Genomic DNA, 24,911 nt, shown 5'->3' with positions numbered 1-24,911 from the left:
ACGCAGGAAACCTGCGGCGCGGATGCCTACTGGCTGTCGAGCGCCGTCCGGATGCCGGCCACGAAGGCCTGCACCGCTGGCACCGCCGCCTGCGGGCCAACGTTCTCAATCTCCTGGATGATGCGGCTGCCGATCACGACCGCATCGGCCACCGAGGCCACCGCCTTTGCCGTCGCCGCGTCGCGGATGCCGAAGCCGACGCCGATCGGCAGGCTGACGTGTTCGCGGATCGCGGCCACGCGGCGCGCCACGTCGTCGGTATCGATGCTGCCGGCGCCGGTAACACCCTTGAGCGAAACGTAATAACTGAAGCCGCTGCCGTAGCGCGCCACCTGGCGGATGCGTTCCTCGGTCGAGGTCGGCGCCAGCAGGAAGATCAGATCCAGGTCGTTGGCGCGCATGGCGTCGGCAAAGGCTTCGCACTCTTCCGGCGGGTAGTCGACGACGATGGCGCCGTCGGCGCCGGCTTCCTTGGCCAGGCGGATGAAGTTGTCGGGGCCGATGCGCTCGATCGGATTGGCATAGCCCATCAGCACGACCGGGGTGTCCGGGTCGGTCTGGCGGAATTCACGGACGTAGTTAAAGACGTCTTTCAGGCCGACGCCGAATTTCAAGGCGCGCTCGCAGGCGCGCTGGATGACCGGGCCTTCGGCCATCGGGTCGGAAAACGGCACGCCCAGTTCCAGGACGTCGGCGCCGCCCGCGACCAGGGCGTGCATCAGCGGAACGGTGAGATCGGGGCCGGGGTCGCCCGCGGTGATGAAGGTGACGAGGCCGGTTTTGTTGTGCGCGCGCAGGGCGGCGAAGGTGTGTTCGATGCGGGACATGGTGTTTTTGATGTTGGGTGATCGATGGCGGTCGGATATGCGTCGGGTCGTTGAACGCGTGGGCGGGGAACCCGTCCACCCTACGGCTGTAGGGTGGACGGCTAAGCCGTCCACGCGTACGAACTCAACTGAAGTCGAGCCCCATCCTCTGCGCCACCGTGTGCATGTCCTTGTCCCCCCGCCCCGACAGATTCACCAGGATCAGCTGATCCTTCGGCAGCGTCGCCGCCAGCTTCACGCCATACGCGATCGCGTGCGAGGATTCCAGCGCCGGAATAATGCCCTCGATGCGGCAGCAGTCGTGGAAGGCCGCCAGCGCCTCATCGTCCGTGATCGACACGTACTCGGCGCGCGCCGAATCCTTCAGCCAGGCGTGCTCGGGGCCGACGCCCGGATAGTCTAGCCCCGCCGAGACCGAATGGGTCTCGATGATCTGGCCATTGTCGTCCTGCAGCAGATAGGTGCGGTTACCATGCAGCACGCCCGGGAAGCCGGCCGTCAGCGAGGCCGAATGCTTGCCCGAATCGAGCCCCTCCCCCGCCGCCTCCACGCCGACCAGCTTCACGCCCGGCTCGTCGATGTAGGGATAAAAAATTCCCATCGCGTTCGAACCGCCGCCAATGCAGGCGACCACGTAGTCCGGCTGGCGCCCGGTCATTTCCGGCATCTGCACGCGGCATTCCTCGCCGATCACCGACTGGAAGTCGCGCACCATCATCGGATACGGATGCGGCCCGGCCACGGTGCCGATGATGTAGAAGGTGTTTTCGATGTTGGTGACCCAGTCGCGCATCGCTTCGTTGAGCGCGTCCTTCAAGGTCTTGCTGCCCGACTCGACCGGCACGACGGTCGCGCCCAGCAGCTTCATGCGGTAGACGTTCTGGGCCTGGCGCTTGACGTCCTCGCTGCCCATGTAGACCACGCATTCGAGGCCGAAGCGGGCGCAGATGGTCGCGGTGGCGACGCCGTGCTGGCCGGCGCCGGTCTCGGCGATGATGCGCTGCTTGCCCATGCGCCGCGCCAGCAAGGCCTGGCCGATCACGTTGTTGATCTTGTGGGCGCCGGTATGGTTCAGGTCTTCGCGCTTGAAGAAGACCTGGGCGCCGCCGGCGAGTTCCGACCAGCGCTTGGCGTGGTAGACGGGCGACGGACGGCCGACGAAATGGGCCAGTTCGTAGCGGAATTCTTCGAGGAATTCAGGGTCGTGCGAATAGCGGGCGTAGGCGTCGTTGAGCTCGGCCAGCGCGTGGGTCAGGGTTTCGGCGACAAAGCTGCCGCCGTAAGGGCCGAAGTGGCCCTTGGCATCGGGAAATTGATAGTCGGTGGTCTGGAACAGCGCGTTGACCGAGCGTTCAAGGACGGCTTCCTGGCTCTCCAGGGCTGCTTCCTGTACTGTTTTCATGGGGGTGCTCGCTTTCAATGATGGCATCGGCGGCCCGCACGGCGGCAATGAAATCCGCGATCTTGCGGGCGTCCTTGATCCCCTTGGCAGCCTCGACACCACTGCTGATGTCGACGGCATAGGGGCGTACGCGTGCGACCGCGCTAGTCGCGTTTTGCACGCTCAAGCCACCACTCAAAACGACCCGAGGCGCGAGCTCTTTTGGAATAAGAGACCAATCGAAGACCTTTCCAGCGCCGCCGTAGGCATCCACATAGGTATCGAGCAAGAGGCTCGCGAACCAGGGACTGGCGGCGCGGTATGCGAGTTCGCATTCTAGCAAATCCATCGGCGCCGTGTCCGGCTTGACGCGGTAGGCGTGGACGAAAGGACGCTTCACGATCCCGGCGATGCGCGCGCACTCCTCTGCCGTCTCGTCGCCGTGGAACTGCAGCAGTGCGACCGGCGCCGCATCGACCACCGCTTTCACTTCTTCCACGCTCGCGTTGACGAACAGCGCCACCGAGCTGACGTAAGGCGGCAAGCCCTTGGCCAGTTGTGCGAAGCGTTCGGGCGCCACGTAGCGCGGGCTCTTCGGATAGAACACAAAGCCTAGCGCGTCGGCGCCGGCGGCGACGGACGCGCGCAGGTCTTCCTCGCGGGTGATGCCGCAGATTTTGATGCGGGTACGGTGCATGACTAATCCTTTAGAGCGTCTGAGAAAGCCGTCAGGGCAAGGCGCATCGTCGAAGACAGTACGCTAGTACGGCGAGACGATGCAACGCCGCAATGGCGGCTTTATCGGACGCTCTACAGCCAGGGTAAGGGGGAGATCGCCTCCTGCGGCAATCCCCACTTCGGATCGTAATCGATTTTCGCGAAATACAGGCCATCGGGCATGAAGGTCGGGGCGGCGGCGTCGCGGTTGCGCGCGGCCAGCACCTCGGCCATCCAGTCCGGCTCGTTGCGGCCGGTGCCGACGTAGATCAGCGCGCCGACCAGGTTGCGCACCATGTGGTGGAGAAAAGCGCTGGCGCGCACGGTGAAGACGATGATGTCGCCGCGCCGCTCGATGCTAATTTCCTGCATGTCCTTGACCGGCGTGTTGGCCTGGCAGCCGGAAGCGCGGAAGGAGGAAAAATCGTGCAGCCCGATCAGGTGGCGCGCGGCAAGCCGCATGCGCTCCACGTCCAGCGGACGGAACACCCAGCCGGCGCGCCCGGCCAGCAGCGCCGACGGGTTCGGGTTGTTGTACAGCACGTAATGATAGGTGCGCGAACGGGCCGAGAAGCGGGCGTGGAAGTCCTGCCCTTCCGCATCCGGCGCCACCTCGGCCGCCCAGCGCACCGAGACCGAATCGGGCAGAAAGGTATTCGTGCCGCGCACCCAGCTCTGCATCGGGCGCGTCAGTTCGGTATCGAAGTGCACCACCTGCTCGACCGCGTGCACGCCGGCGTCGGTGCGGCCGGCGCAGGTCGTGGCCAGCTTGGTGCAGGCGAACTTCTCGAGGGCGATCTCGAGGGCGTCCTGGATGGTGTCACGGCTCGGCTGTTTTTGGTATCCATTCCAGCCGGTGCCGACGTACTGGAGTCCGAGTGCGATGCGCCTCACGCAACGCATTACGCCAATTGCGCGCGCATGGCGCTGGCGCGGCTGGACTGTTCGACGTTGCCGCCCTTGATGACTTCGTCGAGCAATTCGCGCGCACCTTCCTTGTCACCGATCTCCTGGTAGGCGATCGCGAGATCGAGCTTGGTTTCCATCTCCATCTGCGCCGCGCTCAGCTCGGCGGGGGCGCCGACCGAAGCCGCATCCGGCTCGGTCAGGGCGAACTCATCCTTCGGCAGGTCAAGATCCATGCCGGACAGGTCGAAGCGCGGCACCGGCGTGCCCGGGTTCGGAATCGCAGGCACTTCATCGAGTGCGAACGGATCGTCCTGAGGCGCAGCCGGTGCGGCCGGCTGGCCGAAGTCCATCATGTCGAGGTCGAACAGCGGATCCTTTTCCTGCGTCGCTGCGAACGCCGGCGTGTCCTGTGCCATGCTCTGCGCCAGCGGTTCGGCGCCCGGCGGCGTCAGGTCGAGGTCGGTCGAGCCGAAATCGAAGACCGGTTCCTCGCGCGCGCCCACCGGTGTCACTGGAGTGGCCGGGTTCGCGTCGAGCATGCCGAAGTCCATCGCGTCGAGGTCGAACAGCGGATCCTTCAGGTCGGAGGCCGGGGGTGTGGCGGGTGCTTCCGGCAGCGGCGGCAACTCAAATTCGCGGGCCAGCTGCGCCATGTCGATGTCGGTGTTCGGGCCGCTCTTGGACAGGTCGAGCACGAAGGCGTCGTCCTCGTCGATCGGCATGGCCGCCGGCGCAGATGCAGGCGCATTCGCCGCCGGGGTGTCGAAATTCATGTCGAAGGCCAGCTCGTCCAGGCTGGCGCTGTCGGTGACGGCCGGGGTGCCGGATGCCGGTTCGAGCGGCGCGAAGGGCTCCATGTCGAACTGCAGGTCGGGCACCGCGGTCGGGTCGTCGTGCACGGCGTTCTCGGTGCCGGCGACGGCGACTGGCTCGAACGAAAGACCGCCGAGATCGAAGTCCAGAAGGTTGTCATCGGCCTTGGCGTCGGCCTGCACCGCTTGCGGCAGTGCGGTCGCGTCGTTGTCGAGGCCCAGGCTGCCCAGGTCGAAACCCTTGTCGAGCGGTGCGCCGGTGACGGCGTCGACGGTCGCGGCAGGCTCGATGATCTCGGTGTTGTCGCCACGGCTGCGGAAGGCCTGTTCGAGCTGCTGCGACAGCATCGTCTGCGGGCCGCCGTCCTTGTCGAGCGTGACCGCGGCCAGGCCGGCGCCGGCTACGGCCGCACCAGCCGCACCCGCGGCCACAGCCGCGCCGCCGCCCATGCCGGCCGCTTGCGCGTACATCGGATTGGCCGGATCGAGCGTGTGGCCGAGCGCGGCGGCTTGCGCCCACTCGTCGCCCTTGCCGCCGGAGAGGCTGTAGAGCTCCGTCGCCTGGGTCTCGAAGGCACGCACGTCCTTGCGCGCCGCGTAGATCTCGAGCAGCTTCAGGCGCACCGGATGACGGTACGGGTCGTTGCGCAGCGCTTCCTTGAGGATGTCTTCTGCCTGGGTGTCGAAGTTATAGGCGAGATACAGCTCGGCTTCGGCCAGCGGATCGACTTCGTTCGTGTCGAGCTGGCTGGCCGATGGCGCGAAGCTCGAATTGAACACGCTGTCGTGGGTGTCGACGCTCTGCCCGCCCGTTTCGGCGAACATCGCTTGCGCCGGCTGGGCCGCGTTGCCGAGGATGGTCGGCGGGTTCGGCGTGGTCGTGGTCACGACCTTGCGCTTGCGGCGCTGCGACAGGCCGAGCGCGGCCAGCAGCAGCACGGCGGCGCCCGCGCCCAGGTAGACGATGTTGTCCATCAGCGTGTCGGCCAGGCTGGTCTCGGCCGGCTCTTCCGGCGCGATCGGCTTCGGCGCGGTCTTGATCTTCGGCGCGGCTTTCGGCGCGGTATCGGCCTGGGCCACGACCGTCGGTGCGGCCGGGACGAGCGGCGTCGACGGCGGCGTCGTGGTGGCAGGCGCATCGGCCGCACGCTGGGTCGCGGCGGCGCCGGTCTGGCTCTTGACCGTGATCAGGTTCTCGAGATCGTTGACGTTCTTTTCCAGCTCCTTCACGCGGGTCTGGGCGTCGGCCAGTTCCTTCTCCTTGGCCAGCACATCCTCGGCAGTCGCCGCGCCGGTAGACGGACGCGCCGGCGTCGCCTTCGACAGGCGCAGCTGGTCTTGCGATTCGTTGGCGGCGGTCGGGCGTTCCTCGACCTTGGCCGTGATGCGGCCGGTGGCGCTCTGCCCTGCCGCGGCCTCGCGCGCCGGCGCGCTGGTGGCGACCTGACCGGCCAGCTTGGCGCGGTAGGCGTTGAAGTCAGCCGCGTGGGCGACGACGGTGCCGTGGGCTTCGCCGGCGTCGAGTCCGCGCAGGCTGTCGCTGCCCGGCACCGACAGGATCTGGCCCGACTTCAGACGGTTCATGTTATTGCCGATGAAGGCGTCGGGATTGGCGCGGTACAGCGCGACCAGCATCATGTCGAGCGAGACATCGACCGGTTTCAGTTTGCCGGCGATGCGGCTGAGCGTATCGCCCGATTTGACGCGGTAGCGCGATGCCGCAGCCGCACTCGCAGCTTCGCCCGCCGTTTCGTCGGCGCGCGCGGCGCGTTGCGGACGTGGCGCTTCCGTGGCCGGGCTGGCCGCACCGGTGCGCGCGGCGCGTCCGTTCGCGGCCGGCGCCGGCGTCACCTGGGCCGATTGCGTGCTGCGCAGTTCGGCCGGGTCGAGCAGGAAGGTGTATTCGCGCACCAGGCGGCCGTTGTCCCAGGACAGTTCGAGCAGCAGGTCGACGAAGGGCTCGTTCAGCGGCTGCGGCGAAGTGATGCGCACGAACTGGCGTCCGCCGCGCTGCTCGACCGCGAAGCGCAGCGACAGCAAAGCCGGATTGAATTCGACGTTGGCGGCGCGGTAGGCTTCCGGGCTTGCCAGCTTCGCGACCAGGTTCGCCGCTTCTTCCTGCGAGACGGCGGTCAGTTCGATCTCCGCGCGCAGCGGCTGGCCGAGGCTCGACAAGACGGTCAGCTTGCCCAGTCCCGCCGCGTTCGCCACCGAAGTCAACAACACTGCACTGGCGACCGCTGCGGTAAGCGTTTTCAACGCGGACGACATGATCTGAGGGCGGCGGTTCAGTGGCATAGGGTTGGATGCGAAGATGGATGGTTGGCAGGAGGGAAAGGACGGTTTCCCGGAAGTCTCAACATATCATCATGCACTAGAGCATGCAAGCTCTACGGGGCGTAGAGGGGTGAATCTGTGGGATGGATGAGTTATCGATAATGTTTCGATATCGTATCTCGGCGCAGAGATTATCGGCGCGCTAACAGGTGTGGTTGGAAGGTTAAGAGTATCGTTAGCGGTGGTGCATCGTAGGGTGGGCACCCGTGCCCACGCGGGATACGTGACCAGAAGATCGTCGAGCACGAGATCGGAGCCTGTGCGTATCACCGCGTGGGCTCAGAGAGCCCGGTGAACCCGGCCTTGAGGCCATTGGCCTCAAGGCCCCCTACGAAAACGCCCGCATCTGCGAGCGCTAACTTTATTTATCGAGTACGATCCGCAGCATGCGCCGCAGCGGCTCGGCCGCGCCCCACAGCAGCTGGTCGCCGACGGTGAACGCCGACAGGTAATCCGGCCCCATCGACATCTTGCGCAGGCGGCCCACGGGAATCGTCAGGCTGCCCGTCACGGCTGCCGGCGACAGCTCGACCATCGACGCTTCGCGCGTGTTCGGCACCACCTTCACCCATTGATTGTGCGAGGCGATGATGTCGTTGATCTCGTCGAGCGGCACGTCCTTCGTCATCTTGATGGTCAGCGCCTGCGAGTGGCAGCGCATGGCGCCGATGCGCACGCACAGGCCGTCCACAGGGATGGCCGAGCTACCGAAGCCTTCGCCGCGGCCGAGGATCTTGTTGGTCTCGGCGCCGGCCTTCCACTCTTCCTTCGACTGGCCATTGCCCAGATCTTTGTCGATCCACGGAATCAGGTTGCCGGCCAGCGGCACGCCGAACTGCTTCGTCTCGTCCGCGCTGAGGCCATGCTGGGTCGCCAGCACCGTGCGGTCGATCTCGAGGATGGCGGACGCCGGGTCGTCCAGCAGCGGTTTCACGGCGCCGTTGATGGTGCCGAACTGGGTCAGCAGCTCGCGCATGTGCTGGGCGCCGCCGCCCGATGCCGCCTGGTAGGTCATGGAGGTCATCCACTCGACCAGGCCCTGCTCGAACAGGCCGCCCAGACCCATCAGCATGCAGGAGACGGTGCAGTTGCCGCCGACGTAGTTCTTCACGCCGCGCGACATCGCATTCTTGATGACGTCGAGGTTGACCGGGTCGAGCACGATCACGGCGTTGTCCTTCATGCGCAGGGTCGAGGCGGCGTCGATCCAGTAGCCGTTCCAGCCGCTGGCGCGCAGCTGCGGGAACACGTCGCTCGTGTAATCGCCGCCCTGGCACGAAATGATGATCTCGCATTTGGACAGCTCGGCGATATCGAACGCGCTCTTGAGCGTCGTTTCGTTCTTCGCCATTTTCGGTGCGGCGCCGCCCGCATTCGAGGTGGTGAAGAACACCGGCTCGATGTGGTCGAAATCGCCCTCGTCCTGCATGCGCTGCATCAGAACCGAACCCACCATGCCGCGCCAACCTACCAGGCCTACCAATTTCATTTTATTTCCCGTTTGTTTTGTAAAAATTTAGCCGAGCGCGCGCACCACGGCGTCGCCCATTTGTTCCGTGCTTACGCGCTGCGTGCCATCCTCGAATATATCCGCTGTGCGCAATCCTTGCTGGAGGACGCGCTTCACGGCGGCCTCGACGCGCTCGGCCTGTTCAGGCTTGTTCAGCGAGAAGCGCAGCATCATCGCAGCCGACAGAATCGTCGCCAGCGGGTTCGCAATGCCCTTGCCGGCGATGTCGGGCGCCGAGCCGTGCGAGGGTTCGTACAAACCCTTGTTATTGGCGTCGAGCGAGGCCGAGGGCAGCATGCCGATCGAACCGGTCAGCATCGCGGCTGCATCCGACAGGATGTCGCCGAACATGTTGCCGGTGACGATGACGTCGAACTTCTTCGGCGCGCGCACCAGCTGCATGGCCGCGTTATCGACGTACATGTGTTCGAGTTCGACGTCCTGGTACTCCTTGTGCACGTCGGTGACGATGTCGCGCCAGAACTGGAAGGTCTCGAGCACGTTGGCCTTGTCGACGCTGGTCACCCTCTTATCGCGTTTCTGCGCGGCCTGGAAGGCCACGTGGGCGATGCGGCGGATCTCGCCTTCGGCATAACGCATCGTGTCGAAGCCTTCGCGCTGGCCCTTGAAGGGCCCGTCGGGACATTCGCGCACGCCGCGCGGTTTGCCGAAATAGATGTCGCCGGTGAGCTCGCGGATGATGAGGATATCGAGTCCCGACACGACCTCCGGCTTGAGCGTCGAAGCGCCCGCCAGTTCCGGATACAGGATCGCGGGACGCAGGTTCGCGAACAAGCCCAGCTCCTTGCGCAGGCCGAGAATGGCCTGTTCCGGCCGCAGCGCGCGCTCGAGCGTGTCGTACTGGTAGTCGCCGACGGCGCCGAACAGCACGGCGTCCGCTTCCTTCGCCAGTTTGAGTGTCGATTCCGGCAGCGGATGGCCGTGCGCGGCATAGCCGGCGCCGCCCACGTCCGCGCGTTCCATCTCGAAGGATTCGCCGAGCGCCTCGAGTACGCGCACGGCTTGCGCCATGATTTCGGGGCCGATGCCGTCGCCCGGCAGGATAGCGATTTTGCTTGGATGCGTGCTTGGATGCGTTGTCATGCTGCCTTTCAGATGGTATTGGCCAGCCAGGGCTGGCGTGCCAGGTGGCGTTCCTCGAAGGCGCGGATCTCGTCGGCGTGGCGCAGGGTCAGGCCGATGTCGTCCAGGCCGTTCAACAGGCAGTACTTGCGAAAGTCATCGATCGCAAACTCGAAACCGATGCGTCCGTCCGGCGTGCGCAGCACCTGGCTTTCCAGGTCGACCACGAGCTTGAAACCGATGGTCGCTTTCACCTCGTCGAACAGCTGGTCGATTTGCGCTTCGGTGAGCACGATCGGCAGCAGGCCGCTCTTGTAGCAGTTGTTGAAGAAGATGTCGGCAAAGCTCGGCGCGACGATGGCGCGGAAACCGTACTGCTGCAGTGCCCAGGGTGCATGCTCGCGCGAAGAGCCACAGCCGAAGTTCTTTCGCGTCAGCAGGATCGAGGCGCCCGCGTAGCGCGGCTGGTTCAGCACGAAGTCCGGAATGAGCGGGCGGTTCGTGCAGTCCTGGCCCGGCTCGCCGTGGTCGAGATAGCGCCACTCGTCGAACAGGTTCGGGCCGAAGCCGGTCTTGCGGATCGACTTCAGGAACTGCTTCGGGATGATGGCGTCGGTATCGACGTTGGCACGGTCGAGCGGCGCCACCAGGCCTTCGTGTACGGTGAATTTGTCCATGTCATGCTCCCGAAGTTGGTTCGCTTTGTTTGCCTTATTTGCCGCCGGCGCCGGTGACGACCTGGCCGACTTTCTGCACGTCGCGGCCGATGCCGGAAATCGTGTTGCAGCCTGCGAGAACGATGGCAACGAGGGAGAGGGCGAGTACTTTTTTCATGATGGTGTTGAAGTAATGAGTGGTAAAAAATCAGAGTGCGCGGACGTCGACGAAGTGGCCGGCGATACCGGCTGCAGCGGCCATGGCCGGCGACACCAGGTGGGTGCGCCCGCCCTGCCCTTGCCGGCCTTCGAAATTGCGGTTCGAGGTCGAGGCGCAGCGTTCGCCCGGTTCCAGGCGGTCGGCGTTCATCGCCAGGCACATCGAGCAGCCCGGCTCGCGCCATTCGAAGCCGGCGGCCTTGAAAATCTGGTCGAGGCCTTCGCGTTCGGCCTGTTCCTTCACCAGGCCGGAGCCCGGCACGACCAGCGCCAGCTTGACGTTCGAGGCGCGCTGGCGGCCGCGCACCACGGCGGCGGCGGCGCGCAGATCCTCGATGCGCGAATTCGTGCAGGAGCCAATGAAGACCTTGTCGATGCGGATGTTCTCGATCGGCGTGTTCGGCTGCAAGGCCATGTAGGTCAGCGCCTTTTCCATGGCGTCGCGCCGCACGGCATCCTTTTCCTGGTCGGGATCGGGCACGCGGCCGTCGATGGCGGTGACCATCTCGGGCGAAGTGCCCCAGGTGACTTGCGGGCGGATCTGCGCCGCGTCGAGCGTGACGACCAGGTCGAACTTCGCGCCCGGATCGGTATGCAACGTGCGCCAGTAGGCCACGGCCTGTTCCCACTGCGGGCCGACCGGCGAAAACGGCCGGCCTTTCACGTAGTCGATCGTGGTGTCGTCCACGGCTACCATGCCGGCGCGCGCGCCCGCTTCGATCGCCATGTTACAGACCGTCATGCGCCCTTCCATCGACAACGAACGGATGGTCGAGCCGCCGAATTCGATGGCATAGCCGGTGCCGCCGGCGGTGCCGATCTTGCCGATCACGGCCAGCACGATGTCCTTGGCCGTGACGCCCTTGGGCAGCACGCCGTCGACCTGCACCAGCATGGCTTTCGACTTCTTCGCCAGCAGCGTCTGCGTCGCCAGCACGTGCTCGACTTCCGAGGTGCCGATGCCGTGCGCCAGGCAGCCGAAGGCGCCGTGGGTGGAGGTGTGCGAGTCGCCGCAGACCACGGTCATGCCGGGAAGCGTCGCGCCCTGCTCCGGCCCGATCACATGGACGATGCCCTGGCGCTTGTCGTTCATGTTGAAGTAGGTGAGGCCGAAGCTCTTGGCATTGCTGTCGAGCGTTTCCACCTGCAGGCGCGAGGTCGGATCCGCGATCCCTTCGCGGCGGTCAGTGGTCGGCACGTTGTGGTCGGCCACGGCCAGGTTGGCCGCATTGCGCCAGAGTCCCCGCTTCGCTTCGCGCAGGCCTTCGAAAGCCTGCGGACTGGTGACTTCGTGCACCAGGTGGCGGTCGATGTAGAGCACGGTCGTGCCGTCCGCATCGGCGCGCACGATGTGCGATTCCCAGAGTTTGTCGTAGAGCGTTTTTAACATGCTTGTTGCCTGTAGAACCGGCCCGTCTGAATAGGGGATTTTGATTATGCCATAATTGTGCACTGCGGCAGTAATGGGGCCATTTTGCACGATCCTGCTCATTTATATCGTCGTAGACGAACAAGATTTGCACTACGCTCTTAAAATGCAAATAAAAAAAGCCTGCGCATCGGCTGCGCAGGCTTTTATTGGAAGGGCTGATTGCGCCCTTTTTCACCGGTTCAGTGCGTTTTATGCCGCCATGCGCACCGTGCTGCGGCAGCCGTCCATCAGGAAGGACAGGCCCACGACCAGCACCAGTTCGCCTTCGGCCGAACGCGCGGTACCGGTGATGCCCTCGACGGTCAGCGCCGTCATCGGCTTGATCACGAGGTCGGCCGTGCCATCGACCGCTTCCACCGCCAGGATGTAAGGCTGCGGCGCGTTGATGACGATGCCGACGCGTTCGACCGCCTCTTCGTAACCGAGCGAACCGGCCAGCGAGCGCACCGGCAGCGGACGGCCCTGGTCTTTCAGCACCGGAGCGCCGCCGACCATCGAGAAGGTTTCCGGCAGTTCGACCACGCGCTCGACCACCGCCATCGGCAGCGCCAGCGAAGCGCCCGACGTGGAGACCAGCATGGTCGGCACGATCGACAGTTCGATCGGCAGACGGATGGCGAACTTGGTACCGTGGCCGAGCGAGGAATCGATGCGGATCGCGCCGCGGTTCTTTTCCACCGCCGTTTTCACGACGTCCATGCCCACGCCGCGGCCCGAGACCGAGGACGCCACTTCCTTCGTCGAGAAGCCCGGCAGGAACACGAGTTGATACGCATCCTCGTCGCTCTGGGCACCGTTCTCGCCGATCAGGCCCTTGTCGATGGCTTTGCGGCGCAGTTTGATCGGATCCATGCCCTTGCCGTCGTCCTGCAGCACGATCATGACGCTGTTGGCTTCCTGCCAGGCTTTCAGCAGGATGAAGGCTTTCGCCGGCTTGCCGGCGGCGACACGCTCCTGCGGCGACTCGACGCCGTGGTCGAGCGCGTTGCGCAGCATGTGCACCAGCGGATCGTAGAGGCTGTCCACGACGACGCGGTCGACTTCGGTCTCGGCGCCTTCGATGGTCAGCTCGACGTCCTTGCCGAGGTCTTTCGCCAGTTCGCGCACCAGGCGCGGGAACTTCTGGAACAGGCGGCCCACCGGCTGCATGCGGGTGGCCAGCGTGGCGCGCTGCAGTTCGGCCGAATAGCGCGAGGCGCGTTCCAGCGTTTCGGTGAGCGTGGCCATCAGGGTGGCGGCCTGCCCTTCGAACTTGAACTGCGACAGGCGTTCGAGCAGCACGGCGGCCTGGTTGGCGGCCTGCACCGATTCGCCGGCCACTTCCAACAGCGCGTCGAGTTTGACGGCATCGATACGGATGCTTTCGTCTTTCGCCGGCGCGGCGGCGGCGGCCTTGCCTTCGCTGCCGCGGCGGTCGACGCCGTCCCAGCCTGCCTTGGCGGCCGGTGCGGCAGCTTCGGCCGCGGCTGCGGGTGCAGCTGCGGGTGCAGCTGATACGGCAGCAGCCGGCGCCTCGGGCGCGGCCACGGCCGGCGTTGCAGCGATGGCGGCGCTGGCCGGCACCACGGCGTTGTACATCGCAGGCCAGTCGAGGCCATCCTCACCGACGGCTGCCACGGGGGCGGCCGGGGCGGCGACCGGAGCTGCGGCAGGAGCCGCCACCGGTGCGGCCGGCGCGGCGGCGGCAGGTGCCGCTTCCGACTTGCCCTCGATCGCGTCGGTCAGGATGCGTTCCAGGTCGGCCGGCATCGGCGCCAGCTGTTCCGGCGTCGCACCGTTGTTCAGGTCGTTGAGCTGGTCGGCCACGAAACCCGAAGCCTGCAGCGCCGCCTCGATCGACAGCGGCGTGACCGGCGCGGCGCCCGTGCGCAGGGCGTCGAACAGGTTTTCCGTCAGGTGGCAGGCCGCGACCAGCGCAGGCAGGCCCATGAAGCCGGCGCCGCCCTTGATCGTGTGGAAGGAGCGGAACACCGCATTGAGCGTTTCCTTGTTTTCCGGATCGCGTTCGAGGCGCAGGAGGTGTTCTTCAACATTGACTGCCAGATCCATCGCCTCGACGACGAAGTCCTTGAGCATATCGTCCATTAGAATCCCAGATCGGCAAGAAGGTCGTCGACGTTATCCTGGTCCAGCGCCGCGGACGGCACGGACGGGCCCGACATCAGCTGCACCGGAGCAGCTTCTTTTTCAGCCAGCTTGGCGCGCGTTTCTGGCGGCGCATTGTCGCGCAGCAGCTGGGCCAATTCGTTTTCCACGGTCTTGGTGATCGTGACCACTTTCTTGATCAGCTGGCCGGTGATGTCCTGGAAGTCCTGGGCCATCATGATTTCCAACAGGCGGGCTTTTTCCGCCTCGGTCGCTTCCGACACGGCCTGCGAGAACTGGCGCGAGTCGCCGGCCAGAGCCTTGAACTCATCCAGGCTCAGCTTGCCTGCGAACAGGGCGTCCCAGCGGCCCGACATGTCCTGGGCCTGCTTGGACAGCTTGTCCTGCGCCGGCATGCCTTCGTCCAGGGTGTTCAAGACCTTATTGGCGGCCTGCTCGGTCAGCGTGGCGACGTATTCCAGGCGATCCTGGGCATCGTTGATCTGCGAGGACGCTTCGGTCAGCGCGCGGTCGTAGCCGAGCTCGCGCAGCGAGTCGTGCAGCAGGCGCACGATACCGCCCAGGCGTTCGTACATGTTCTTGTCGCCCTCGACACCTTCGTCGGCGGCAACCGATGCCATGGCAACGCTAGCCACAGCGGCGGTGGCGACAGCGGCGGCCGGCGGATTCGCCGGTGCGGCCGGCTGGCTCGAGGCGACCTGGTCGAACAGGGCTTCCAGGTCGTCTTCATCGGCGGGCGCAGCTGCCGGCGCGGCCGCTGCAGCCGGGGCGGGTGCGGGGGCCGGCGCGCTCGCGCGCTGGGCTGCCACTTCCTCGAATAAGGCGTCGAAATCGTCGGCGGCGTCGGTCATAATCCCTGCTTCTCCATAATATGAATGTGTCGCAATTGTTGCGTGCTTCGGTCCGTGGGGTGGGACTTCCGCGCGCGTCATGCAGTCGCTGGAAGCCCGAAAAATCAGTAAGCGAGTTTAGCAGCGTAGTTGCCGTAGGTAAATCTCGGAAAAAGCAATACGACGAAATGGACAAGGAATCTTAATTCCGCGACAATAAAACCGTGCAGTTCCTGAATATTTTCGCAAGTCAGGTGTTGTTTTGTGGTCGCGTCGATTGTGCATCTTTTTTCGAGGCGTTCCGGTGCAGGCGAGTTCGTGTTTGAGCAAAGTCAACAGGTTGCGCTATCGCAAGCCCGGAACCGGCAACAGCAGCCACAATGGCGTGGCGTTTGGAGGGGGCTCATCATGTACCGAAAAATCCTGATCACCACTGACGGTTCGGCCGTGTCGCAGCATACGGCCTGCGCCGGCGTCAAGTTCGCGCACCAGATGGGGGCCGAAGTACTGGCCCTGTTCGTCGCACCGGAATACCAGTATCCCGTGTACGTCGAAATCATCCCTCCCTCCTACCCCAGCGAGGACGACTACATCGCCCAGATGCGGCGTACCGGCGAAGACTACATGGGCAAGATCATGCGCTCGTGCCAGCAAGCCGGACTCAATCACAGCTGCATGACGGCGTTTTCCGACGCCACCGCACTCAAGATCGTCGACGTGGCCGAGCAGGAAGCCTGCGACCTGATCTTCATGGGTTCGCACGGGCGCAGCGGCTGGGGCCAGATCCTGCTGGGCAGCGTCACGAACAAGGTGTTGTCGCACACGACCAAGCCGGTACTGGTGCACCGGCTGATCAACGAGCCGGCCGCAAGCTAGAGCCGGTGCCGGCACGCCGCGCCGCGGCGTGCACTATATAGAGCAGCCGCGGCAGGCCGCGGCGCGGGGGATGGGACAGTGATTAGAATCGTCATTGCAGATGACCATACGATCATGCGCGAGGGACTCAAGCGTATCCTGGACGGGGCGCTCGACGTCGAGATCGTGGGCGAGGCAACCAACGGCTTCGAAGTGTTGTCGTTAGTACGCCAGGGCGGCTTCGACCTGTTGCTGCTCGATCTGTCGATGCCCGGACGCAGCGGCGTCGACCTGATCCGGCAAGTGCGCAGCGAGGCGCCCAAGCTGGCGATCTTGATTCTCACCATGCACGAGGAAGAACAGTATGCGGTGCGCGCGATCCGCGCCGGCGCCCAGGGCTATCTGACGAAGGAAAGCGCGGGCACCCAGCTGGTCGGCGCGATCCGCAAGGTCGCCTCGGGACGCCCCTATATCAGTACCGAAGTGGCCGAGCAGCTGGCCCTGAACATCATGGCGCCCAACGAGCAGCTGCTGCACAAGCAGTTGTCCGACCGGGAGTTCGAGGTGTTTTCGCTATTGGTGGGCGGCAAGTCGATCACCGAGATCGCCAACAACCTGCACCTGTCGGTAAAAACCGTTAGCACCCACAAGACGCGCATCATGCAGAAAATGGGGATGACCTCGCTGTCGGAAATGGTGCAATACGCTGTCGCCCATCGCCTGCTGGCGCCGCTGAAAGCCTGACCCTACCAAGCCGGACTGGGCCGCACGGCCCGCCGTCCGGCGCATTATGCTTGGACAGCGCCAGGTGTCCATTTGTGCCTTGCCCGCCACGCTCCCGTAGGACTCCCCCCGCAGTTTCGTCAAGCCCCGGCGGGAGCGCTTTTCCAGCGACGCCCCGCTGCGGTAAGAAAATTCCTACAGTCCTACCATCCCTCCTACCTACACATTCAGCCATTGCTGATACCAATGCCGAACTCGTGTTGGCATACTGAATTCAGCGTATCGACTTGCTTGCGATCTAATTTTTCTCCGTAAGCCAAGCCTGCCGCTTGACGAATCCTATTGAAGCACCCGGTAGTGGCACCCGCAGCAAGCCACACCAGCCAGATTTCTTCACTGGAGAAAAAGCATGCAGTCCCAGCCAACGCCAGAACAACGCAATGCCACGTCGACCATGCACTCCACGCCAATGGAGGCAGGCCGCCAGCGCCAGGGCCGTCTGTGGTCCAACCTGAAAGAAGTCTGCGACCTCCTGCACATCCCGGCCGCCGTCTCGATCAATTCCGAAGAACTGCTGTTCCAGCACGTACAGTTCAAGACCGGCCAGCGTGTCCACACCATCGGCCAGGCCTTCGACACCTTGTACATCGTCAACTCCGGCTTCCTGAAAACGGTGCTGATCGACGAGTTCGGCAACGAACAGGTGCTGAGCTTCCCGATGAAGGGCGACATGCTCGGCGTCGACGGCATCCACACCCGCCACTACGCCTCCGAGGCCGTGGCCCTGTCCGACTGCGACCTGATCCTGCTGCCGTTCAAGAAGCTGACGGCGCTGGGCCGGGTGCACATGGAACTGGAAAATCTGATGTACGGCGTCATGAGCCGCGAGCTGGTGCGTGAACAGGCCATGATCGGCATGCTCGGCGCCCTTTCCGCCGAGGCCCGCGTGGCCCGCTTCCTGGTCTCGCTGGCCGACCGCTTCGCCGCCATGGGCTACTCGAGCAAGCTGTTCAACCTGCGCATGACGCGCCACGAGATCGGCAGCTACCTGGGCCTGACGCTGGAAACGGTGAGCCGTACCCTGTCTGCCTTTAACGAAATCGGTCTGATCACGGTGGATCAGCGCACGATCGGCATCAAGGATCCGGAAGCCCTGAAAACCCTGCGCCGCCTGCCACCGTCGCGCTCGCGCACCAAGGCGGCCGGCGCCAAGCAGAAGGCCGAGCTCGACGCGGCTGGGGACGACCAGGTGCTGGCCACGGCGTAACCTGATTTGCCGGCGAGCGCCGGCAACGCAAAACGGCTCCGACGTGTCGGAGCCGTTGTTGTTTGTAGGTTGGGCGGGTTCTCCCGCCTACGCGTTCAACGCACACTTGCATGCCCGGATGCTCTTTGCACCGATGCATTGAATGACCTGCGTTCCAAATCCAGTCCGACAACGCAACCGCTGGTTGAACGCGTGGGCGGGAAGACCCGCCCACCCTACATCAGTATTTTCGACGCCCCTTTACTGATCCCGCGACAGCACCCCATTATTGACGCGCACCGCATCCCCCGCCCGGAAGCCCGGATCGTTCTCGTACTGCAGCGTCTGCGTCGCCCCGTTGCCTGCATAGCGCACGACGACTTCGTAGCGTTGCGAGCGGCGCTGGTTGCGTTCGATGTTGTTGCCGACCATCGCGCCACCGACGGCGCCGGCCACCGTCGCCGCCGTGCGGCCGCTGCCGCTGCCGACCTGGTTGCCGAGCAGGCCGCCGACCACGGCGCCGCCGACCGTGCCGAGGTAGTTGCCCTGCCCGCTGACTTCCACCACGTTCACCGCTTCTACCGTGGCGCAGTTGGTGCAATAGCGCGCGGTGCGCGGCGCACTCGTCGCGACGGCCGGGCCGGCCACCGGACGCGGCCCGCCGGCCAGCAACGGACGGCCCAGCACCTGGGTCGTGAAGCGGCCGTTGGCGCGGATCGTCGCCGTCACCCGGCTGTCGGGCGCAATGCGGTCGTTGCGGCGGATCGTGTAGTCGGCGGAATATTCGCCCGGACGCACTTCCGGCAGGAAGAACACGCCGCGCGCGCCGACCATCGTCAGCTCGACGCGTGCGCCCGGCGTACCGAAAACGGTGAAGCCGAGATCGTTGCCCGGCGCCAGCTCGTCGCTGGCGCGCACTTCGAAGCGTTCGATGCGCGGCACCGAGGCCAGGTCGCCGCGCCGGTTCGGACGCGGCGCGCCGTCGCGCACCACCGATTCGCTCAGCACGTCGGTCGCGACGCGGTTGCCCACGCGCAGGTTGGCGGTGACGGCGCTGGTATTCGCGATGCGGTCGCGCGCACCGATGACATAGGTGCCGACGTACTGGCCGGGTTCGGTTTCCGTCATGTGGACATTGCGCGTGGCGCCGTCGATCCGCAGCGTCGCGGTGCCGCCGGGCGTGCCGTACAGGTCGAAATGCAGTTCCACGCCGGGCGCCAGGCGCCGCACTTCCTCGACATTGAAACCGCGGATGATCGGGCTGCCGCCATTTTCGCGTGCATATTGCTGGGCTTGCGCGGCGGCCGGCGCCAGGGTCAGGGAGCACAGCGGCAGCAGCGCGATCAGCGTGGTGCTCAGGGTGGCTCTCAGCTTCATGATGTCTCCTCTTCGATAGGGCGCGACAAATGTCTTCAACGTACTTACACAGTACGCCGCTGCCAAAAAGGAAACAGTGCGCTAACGTACGCTGTGCACGGCCTCGCCTGAGGTGACGAAAATGGCGTCGCCCGCCTCGCGCGTGACGACGTGGCCGCCGGTGAACGAGCCGAAGGAAGGCAGGATCATGCGCTCGCTGCCGACGACGAAGCACGGCAGGCGCAGCGAATCGAAGCGGGTCGCCAGCACCCAGGCCGGATGCACGTGGCCTGCCAGTGCATAGCCCCCCGTGTCGAGGTCGGGATGATGGCAGAACGCGAACGGCCCTACCATGTGCGGCTCGTCCACCAGTTCGATGCCGAGGGTGGCGGCCGGATCGCCCGCGTGCTTGTCGTGGTTGCCGCGCACCAGGGTCAGGCGCAGGTCGCGGCGGCGCTCGCGCCAGGCCAGCATCGCCTGCTGGGTGCTGGACGCGTGGGCCGCGCGCGCATGAAGAAAATCGCCCAGGAACACGACGTGGCGCGCGCCGTGGGCGTCGATCAGGGCGTCGAGCCCGAGCAGGTTTTCGGTAGTGGTGCCGCGCGGCACCGGGATGCCCTGGGCGCGGAAGGAGGCGGCCTTGCCGAAATGGATGTCGGCAATGATCAGCATCTTTTCGGCCGGCCAGTACACGGCTTTTTCCGGCAACAGCAACAAACGTTCACCAGCAACTTCGACAACAGAACCCGTCATACGGCAGCAGCCTTCTCCAGTTCGCGCACCATGCGCGCTACGCGGTCATTCAATTTCTCGGTACTCACTTTTTCGCGGAAGCGCTCGACCATCAGCGCAAACCCGAAGGGCGTTGCGCGTTTCACGACACGATACGCTACTTTGCGTGCATGCAGTTCGGCCAGCGTATCGCGCAGGCGGGTCAATTCCAGTTCCTGTTCCAGCACCTCGCGCTGGGCTTGCGTCAGCAGCAGGTTGCCGGCGTCGTGCTTGCGGAAGACTTCGAAGAACAGCGACGACGAGGCCTGCACCTGCCGGTTCGATTTCGGCTGGCCTGGATACCCCTGGAACACCAGACCGGCAATGCGCGCCACTTCGCGGAAACGCTGCTGCGACAGCTGGGTTGCGTTCAGGCTGTCGAGCACGTCCTCCAGCAGATGCTCGGTGTCGAACAGGCCCACATCCAGCCCCGTCGCGCCCGCGAATTCGCGTTCCCAGTCGACCGGCTCCGGCGCCATCAGCTCGAAGCCGTAGTCGTTGATCGCGATCGAAAACGTGATCGGCTGGCGCCGCCCGATGCGGTAGGCCATCAGCGAGGCCAGCCCCATGTGCACAGAGCGCCCGGCGAAGGGATAGACGAACAGGTGATAGCCCTCGCGGCTCTTCATCGATTCCAGCACCAAGGTGTCGAGCGTGGGCAGGGCCGACCACTTCTGCTGGATCTCGATCAGCGGCCGGATGGCCTGCATTTCCGGCCCCTCGAAGCGGCCCTCGTCCGCCTGGCGCAGCTGCTCGAGCGCGGCATGCGCCAGCTCGGACGACATCGGCATCTTGGTGCCCTGCCAGCGCGCGATCGCGCCGCGGTTACCGGTCGCGCGTTTTACAAAAGCCGTCATCTCGTGCACGCGCACGAACTCGAGGATGCGCCCGCCGAACAGGAAATGGTCGCCCGGCTTCAGGCGCCCGATGAAGGACTCTTCCATGCTGCCGATGCGCCCGCCGCTGACATATTTCACCTGGATCGTCGCGTCCGAGACGATGGTGCCGATGCCCATGCGGTGACGGCGGCCGATGGCCGTGTCAGGCACCCGGTAGACGCCCTCCTCGTCCGGCAGCACGCGCCGGTATTCCGGATACACGGTCAAACTCTGGCCGCCGCGCGCGACGAAATCGAGCGCCCACTGCCATTCCTCTTCGGTGAGATGGCGATACGACCAGGCGCGGCGCACCTCTTCATAAAACGCCTCGGAACGAAAGCCGCCGCCCAGCGCCACGGTGACCATGTGCTGCACCAGCACGTCGAAGGGTTTGTTCGGCACATAGCGCCCTTCGATCTTGCGCGCGGCGACTGCCTTCTTGGCGCCGGCCGCCTCCAGGATCTCCATGCTGTTGGTCGGCACCAGGGTCACGCGCGAGACCCGCCCCGGCGCATGGCCGCTGCGCCCCGCCCTTTGCAGCAGGCGCGCGATACCCTTGGCACTGCCGACCTGCAGCACGCGTTCGACCGGCAGGAAATCCACGCCCAGGTCGAGGCTGGCCGTGCAGATCACGGCCTTCAGGTCGCCTTTTTTCAGGCCCATCTCGACCCAGTCGCGCACCTCGCGCGCCAGTGAACCGTGGTGCAGCGCGATCACGCCGGCCCAGTCGGGACGCAGCTCGAGGATGTTCTGGTACCAGATCTCGGATTGAGCGCGGGTATTCGTGAACACCAGGGTCGCATCGTAGTGCTCGATCTCGTCGATTACGGGTTTGAGCATCTGCAGGCCCAGGTGGCCGCCCCAGGGAAAGCGCGCGACATCCTTCGGGATCAGCGAATCGACGACGATCTCCTTCTTGGAGTCGCCCTCGACCAGGACGCCTTCCAGGCCGCCCAGCAGCACCTGGCGCGCCAGGTCGAGGTCGCCCATCGTCGCCGACACGCCCCAGATGACGAGGCCCGGCCGCCAGTGCCGCAGCCGCGCCAGCGCCAGCTGCACCTGCACCCCGCGCTTGCTGCCCATCAGTTCGTGCCACTCGTCGATGATGATCATGTCGAGGTGCTTGAACTGCTCTTCCGCAGCCGCATGGCTGAGCAGCAGCGACAGGCTTTCCGGCGTCGTGATCAGGCTGGTCGGCCACTTGCGCGCCTGGCGCGCGCGCTCGGCCGAGCCGGTATCGCCGGTGCGCGCGCCCACCGTCCATTCGGGCGCCAGCGCCGCGGCCGATTCCTCCAGCGCGCGCTGGGTGTCGGCGGCCAGCGCCCGCATCGGCGTGATCCACAGCACGCGCAGCCCGCTCATCCGGCCTTTGGAAAGCGCCCCGCGCTGCAGCGCCGCCAGCCAGACGGCATAGGTCTTGCCGGCGCCGGTGTTCGCGTGCAGCAGCCCGGACTGGCCGGCAAGCGCCGCCTTCCACACTTCCTTTTGAAACGGGAAGGCCTTCCAGCCGCGCGAGGCGAACCAGTTCCTGACGTCGGTCGGCTTCGGCCCGCTCATGCACCCGCGGCGGCCAGCAGGCCTTTCAGGGTATCGAGGGTGTCGGCATCCTCGACCGTCTTGTCGTCGCGCCGGCGCAGGATGCGCGGGAAGCGCACCGCGATGCCTGCCTTGTGACGCGAGGACAGCGCGATGCCTTCGAAGCCGATCTCGAACACCATCGTCGGCTTCACGGCGCGCACCGGGCCGAATTTTTCCAGCGTCGTCTTGCGGATCGCATTGTCGACCTGGGCGATCTCCGCGTCCGTCAGGCCGGAATAGGCTTTCGCGAAGGGCACCAGCTTGCGCTCGCCGTGGCCTTCGTCGTCGTCCCAGACGGCGAAGGTGTAATCCGTATAGAGTGAAGCGCGCCGGCCGTGGCCGGCCTGGGCATAGATCAGCACCGCGTCGACCGAATACGGGTCGACCTTCCACTTCCACCAGGTACCGACATCCTTGGTGCGGCCCACGCCATACTGCGCGCTCTTCGCCTTGACCATCATGCCTTCGACGCCGCGGTTGCGCGATTCGGTACGCAGGGCGGCCAGCGCTTCCCAGCCCTCGGCATGCACCAGCGGCGAAATCTTGAGCTGCGGCTGGTCGATGGCGGCGACCTGGGTTTCCAGCAGCGCGCGCCGCTCGTGCTGGGGCAGCTGGCGCAGGTCGACGCCGTCGAGTTCGAGCAGGTCGTAGCAGACCAGCACCGCCGGCAGTTCGGCCAGCAGCTTGGCGGACAGGGTTTTGCGGCCGATGCGGCGCTGCAGTTCCGCGAAGGGCGCCGGCACATCGTTCCCATGATCCCAGACCAGCACTTCGCCATCGACCACCGTGCCCTCGGGCAGGCGCACGCTGCACAGTTCGGGGAAGCGTTCGCTGATCAGGTCTTCGCCGCGCGACCACAGGTAGTTCTGCGCGCCGCGCCGCACCAGCTGGGCGCGGATGCCGTCGTACTTCCACTCGACCTGCCAGTCGTGCAGCTCGCCCAGCGCCACCGGGTCGCCCTGCAGCTGGTGCGCGAGGAAGAAGGGATAGGGTTGGCCGCCGCGCAGGTTGTGCTCCTCGTCCGACTGCGCCGCGATCAGCTGCAGGAACTTGGTCGCCGTCGGGCGCACGCTGCCGTCCGTCCAGCCCATCAGGCGCTGGGCGATCAGCTTGCTGTCGACGGCGGCGATCGCGGCGAGCGCGCGCGTCACCAGCAGCTTCGAGACGCCGACCCGGAAGCCCCCGCCGATCAGTTTGCAGAACAGGAAGCGCTCGGGCGTGGTCAGCTCGTTCCAGTAGCTGAACAGGGCTTCGCGGATGACGCCGGGGTCGGCGCCGCGCAGGGGGCCGATCCGCTCCGTCATCCATTCGGCCAGGCCGACGTCGCTGCGCTTTTCCGGCGGCGGCAGGATGTGGGCGATGGTTTCGGCCAGGTCGCCCACCGCGTTGTACGACTCGTCGAACAGCCATTCGTCCAGCACCGCGTATTCGATCGCGTACTGGCGCAGCAGCTTGGTCGGCACGGCCTGCTTCGGCTTGCCGCCGGCGAGGAAGTAGACGGCCCAGGCGGCGTTCTCGGGCGCGGCCGTGGAAAAATACTGCTGCAGGGCTTCGAGCTTGCGGTTGGTGGCGGTGGTTTCGTCGAGTTCGGCGAACAGGCGGGCGAATTCACGCATCGCTGGTCTCCTGCTTTTCGACAGCCTGCTCTCCTTCCGTGGCCGGCTGGGGGGCAATGCCGACGTCGTCATCGTCGTCGCCGTATTCGGTGTCGAAGCCGGCCGCGTCCAGGCCCTGCTGGCACAGCCACTTGACCATCACGGGAATCGAGCCGTGGGTGACGATGATGCGCTGGGCGCCGGTGGCGGCGATCGCGCTCATCAGGCCGGGCCAGTCGGCGTGATCGGACAGCACGAAGCCGCGGTCGACCCCGCGCCGGCGCCGTGCACCGCGCAGCTGCATCCAGCCGCTGGCAAAGGCGTCGCTGTAGTCGCCGAAGCGCTTCATCCAGGCCGAACCCGAGGCCGACGGCGGCGCCACGATGATCGATTGCTTCAGGGCCGCCTTGTCGACGTCGCTCACCATCAGGGTCGCCGGCAGCGCTACGCCGCCCTCGCGGTAGACACGGTTGAGCGGCTCGACCGCGCCATGGCAGACGATCGGCCCGATGGATGGATCGAGCCCGGACAGGATGCGCTGGGCCTTGCCGAAGGAATAGCCGAAGATGACGCTCGCACGCCCTTCGTTGGCGTTCTTTTGCCACCAGCGGTTGATGTCGTCGAAGATCGACTGTTCCGGTTCCCAGCGGTAGATCGGCAGGCCGAAGGTCGATTCGGTGATGAAGGTGTCGCAGCGTACCGGCTCAAAGGGCGCGCAGGTCTTGTCCGGTTCGATCTTGTAGTCGCCCGACGCGACCCAGACTTCGCCTTGATACTCCATGCGCACCTGGGCCGACCCGAGTACGTGCCCGGCCGGGTGCAGCGAGATGGTGACGCCGTTGTGCACGACCGTCTGGCCATATTCCAGGCCGTCGACGTTGATCTCGCCGAGGCGCGAACGCAGCACATGGACGCCGCTGGCGGCGGTCAGGTATTTGCCATGGCCGTAGCGCGCATGGTCGCCGTGGGCATGCGTGATCACGGCGCGCTCGACCGGGCGCCAGGGATCGATATAGAACCCGCCAGGGACGCAGTACAGCCCCTCCTTGCGCACTACCACCATATCACCCATAAGATCCTTATTCAGTAG

20 protein-coding genes are annotated in these 24,911 nt (G+C 65.5%); 3 read left to right on the top strand and 17 right to left on the bottom strand.

What is annotated here, in order from left to right:
• Positions 1-26: 26 nt before the first annotated feature.
• From trpA to ASF77_RS00755, 12 genes are all read right to left on the bottom strand, one after another.
• Positions 27-827 carry a tryptophan synthase subunit alpha gene (trpA, locus tag ASF77_RS00805; protein ID WP_056332962.1) on the bottom strand — a complete coding sequence of 267 codons (801 nt, stop codon included), beginning with the start codon at positions 825-827 and terminating at the stop codon, positions 27-29.
• Between the two features lie 124 nt (positions 828-951).
• Complete coding sequence (trpB, locus tag ASF77_RS00800; RefSeq protein WP_056332959.1) at positions 952-2,229, bottom strand: tryptophan synthase subunit beta; 1,278 nt, start codon at positions 2,227-2,229, stop codon at positions 952-954.
• Positions 2,180-2,905, bottom strand: a complete 726-nt coding sequence (locus ASF77_RS00795) for a phosphoribosylanthranilate isomerase (protein WP_056332956.1) — start codon at positions 2,903-2,905, stop codon at positions 2,180-2,182. Before ASF77_RS00795 ends, trpB begins: the two co-directional genes overlap by 50 nt.
• Before the next feature lie 113 nt (positions 2,906-3,018).
• On the bottom strand, positions 3,019-3,819 hold the full coding sequence (truA, locus tag ASF77_RS00790) for a tRNA pseudouridine(38-40) synthase TruA (protein WP_056336136.1): 801 nt from the start codon (positions 3,817-3,819) through the stop codon (positions 3,019-3,021).
• 8 nt (positions 3,820-3,827) lie between these two features.
• Positions 3,828-6,905: a FimV/HubP family polar landmark protein gene (locus ASF77_RS00785; protein ID WP_162244816.1), complete on the bottom strand. Its 3,078-nt coding sequence runs from the start codon at positions 6,903-6,905 to the stop codon at positions 3,828-3,830.
• A 439-nt stretch (positions 6,906-7,344) separates the two neighbouring features.
• Entirely contained in the window at positions 7,345-8,472 is a 1,128-nt protein-coding gene (gene asd, locus ASF77_RS00780; RefSeq protein ID WP_056332949.1) for an aspartate-semialdehyde dehydrogenase, read from the bottom strand.
• 27 nt (positions 8,473-8,499) lie between these two features.
• On the bottom strand, positions 8,500-9,597 hold the full coding sequence (leuB, locus tag ASF77_RS00775) for a 3-isopropylmalate dehydrogenase (protein ID WP_056332946.1): 1,098 nt from the start codon (positions 9,595-9,597) through the stop codon (positions 8,500-8,502).
• A gap of 8 nt (positions 9,598-9,605) precedes the next feature.
• Positions 9,606-10,253 (bottom strand): 3-isopropylmalate dehydratase small subunit, encoded by a 648-nt coding sequence (gene leuD, locus ASF77_RS00770; RefSeq protein ID WP_056332943.1) that lies wholly within the window; start codon positions 10,251-10,253, stop codon positions 9,606-9,608.
• 34 nt (positions 10,254-10,287) lie between these two features.
• Positions 10,288-10,410, bottom strand: a complete 123-nt coding sequence (locus ASF77_RS25085) for an entericidin A/B family lipoprotein (RefSeq protein WP_156648690.1) — start codon at positions 10,408-10,410, stop codon at positions 10,288-10,290.
• A 30-nt stretch (positions 10,411-10,440) separates the two neighbouring features.
• Positions 10,441-11,841 carry a 3-isopropylmalate dehydratase large subunit gene (gene leuC / locus ASF77_RS00765; RefSeq protein WP_056332941.1) on the bottom strand — a complete coding sequence of 467 codons (1,401 nt, stop codon included), beginning with the start codon at positions 11,839-11,841 and terminating at the stop codon, positions 10,441-10,443.
• Between the two features lie 231 nt (positions 11,842-12,072).
• A complete protein-coding gene (locus ASF77_RS00760; protein ID WP_056332938.1) occupies positions 12,073-13,968 on the bottom strand; it encodes a chemotaxis protein CheA in 1,896 nt (631 codons plus the stop codon).
• Positions 13,968-14,840 carry a protein phosphatase CheZ gene (locus tag ASF77_RS00755; RefSeq protein WP_056332935.1) on the bottom strand — a complete coding sequence of 291 codons (873 nt, stop codon included), beginning with the start codon at positions 14,838-14,840 and terminating at the stop codon, positions 13,968-13,970. Before ASF77_RS00755 ends, ASF77_RS00760 begins: the two co-directional genes overlap by 1 nt.
• Before the next feature lie 387 nt (positions 14,841-15,227).
• Here ASF77_RS00755 and ASF77_RS00750 point away from each other — a divergent pair, with 387 nt between their 5' ends.
• From ASF77_RS00750 to ASF77_RS00740, 3 genes are all read left to right on the top strand, one after another.
• Positions 15,228-15,695, top strand: a complete 468-nt coding sequence (locus ASF77_RS00750) for a universal stress protein (protein ID WP_056332932.1) — start codon at positions 15,228-15,230, stop codon at positions 15,693-15,695.
• Between the two features lie 78 nt (positions 15,696-15,773).
• Positions 15,774-16,418 carry a response regulator transcription factor gene (locus ASF77_RS00745; protein ID WP_056332929.1) on the top strand — a complete coding sequence of 215 codons (645 nt, stop codon included), beginning with the start codon at positions 15,774-15,776 and terminating at the stop codon, positions 16,416-16,418.
• A gap of 448 nt (positions 16,419-16,866) precedes the next feature.
• Positions 16,867-17,664: a Crp/Fnr family transcriptional regulator gene (locus ASF77_RS00740; RefSeq protein ID WP_056332926.1), complete on the top strand. Its 798-nt coding sequence runs from the start codon at positions 16,867-16,869 to the stop codon at positions 17,662-17,664.
• Between the two features lie 240 nt (positions 17,665-17,904).
• Here ASF77_RS00740 and ASF77_RS00735 read toward each other — a convergent pair whose 3' ends face one another.
• The 5 genes from ASF77_RS00735 to ASF77_RS00715 form a co-directional block, all read right to left on the bottom strand.
• The gene (locus ASF77_RS00735) at positions 17,905-19,020 is read right to left on the bottom strand and encodes a glycine zipper 2TM domain-containing protein (protein WP_056332921.1); all 1,116 of its coding nucleotides are present in this window, start codon (positions 19,018-19,020) and stop codon (positions 17,905-17,907) included.
• A gap of 81 nt (positions 19,021-19,101) precedes the next feature.
• Positions 19,102-19,752 carry a ligase-associated DNA damage response endonuclease PdeM gene (gene pdeM / locus ASF77_RS00730; protein WP_056332917.1) on the bottom strand — a complete coding sequence of 217 codons (651 nt, stop codon included), beginning with the start codon at positions 19,750-19,752 and terminating at the stop codon, positions 19,102-19,104.
• Positions 19,749-22,205: a ligase-associated DNA damage response DEXH box helicase gene (locus ASF77_RS00725; protein ID WP_056332913.1), complete on the bottom strand. Its 2,457-nt coding sequence runs from the start codon at positions 22,203-22,205 to the stop codon at positions 19,749-19,751. The genes pdeM and ASF77_RS00725 overlap by 4 nt, the downstream gene beginning before the upstream one ends.
• A complete protein-coding gene (locus tag ASF77_RS00720) occupies positions 22,202-23,842 on the bottom strand; it encodes an ATP-dependent DNA ligase (RefSeq protein ID WP_056332908.1) in 1,641 nt (546 codons plus the stop codon). Before ASF77_RS00720 ends, ASF77_RS00725 begins: the two co-directional genes overlap by 4 nt.
• Positions 23,835-24,893 carry a ligase-associated DNA damage response exonuclease gene (locus ASF77_RS00715; protein ID WP_056332905.1) on the bottom strand — a complete coding sequence of 353 codons (1,059 nt, stop codon included), beginning with the start codon at positions 24,891-24,893 and terminating at the stop codon, positions 23,835-23,837. The genes ASF77_RS00720 and ASF77_RS00715 overlap by 8 nt, the downstream gene beginning before the upstream one ends.
• Positions 24,894-24,911: the final 18 nt, after the last annotated feature.

This window comes from Massilia sp. Leaf139, from assembly GCF_001424165.1.
GTDB lineage: Bacteria > Pseudomonadota > Gammaproteobacteria > Burkholderiales > Burkholderiaceae_D > Telluria.
This window is presented reverse-complemented; position numbering and strand designations above follow the sequence as displayed.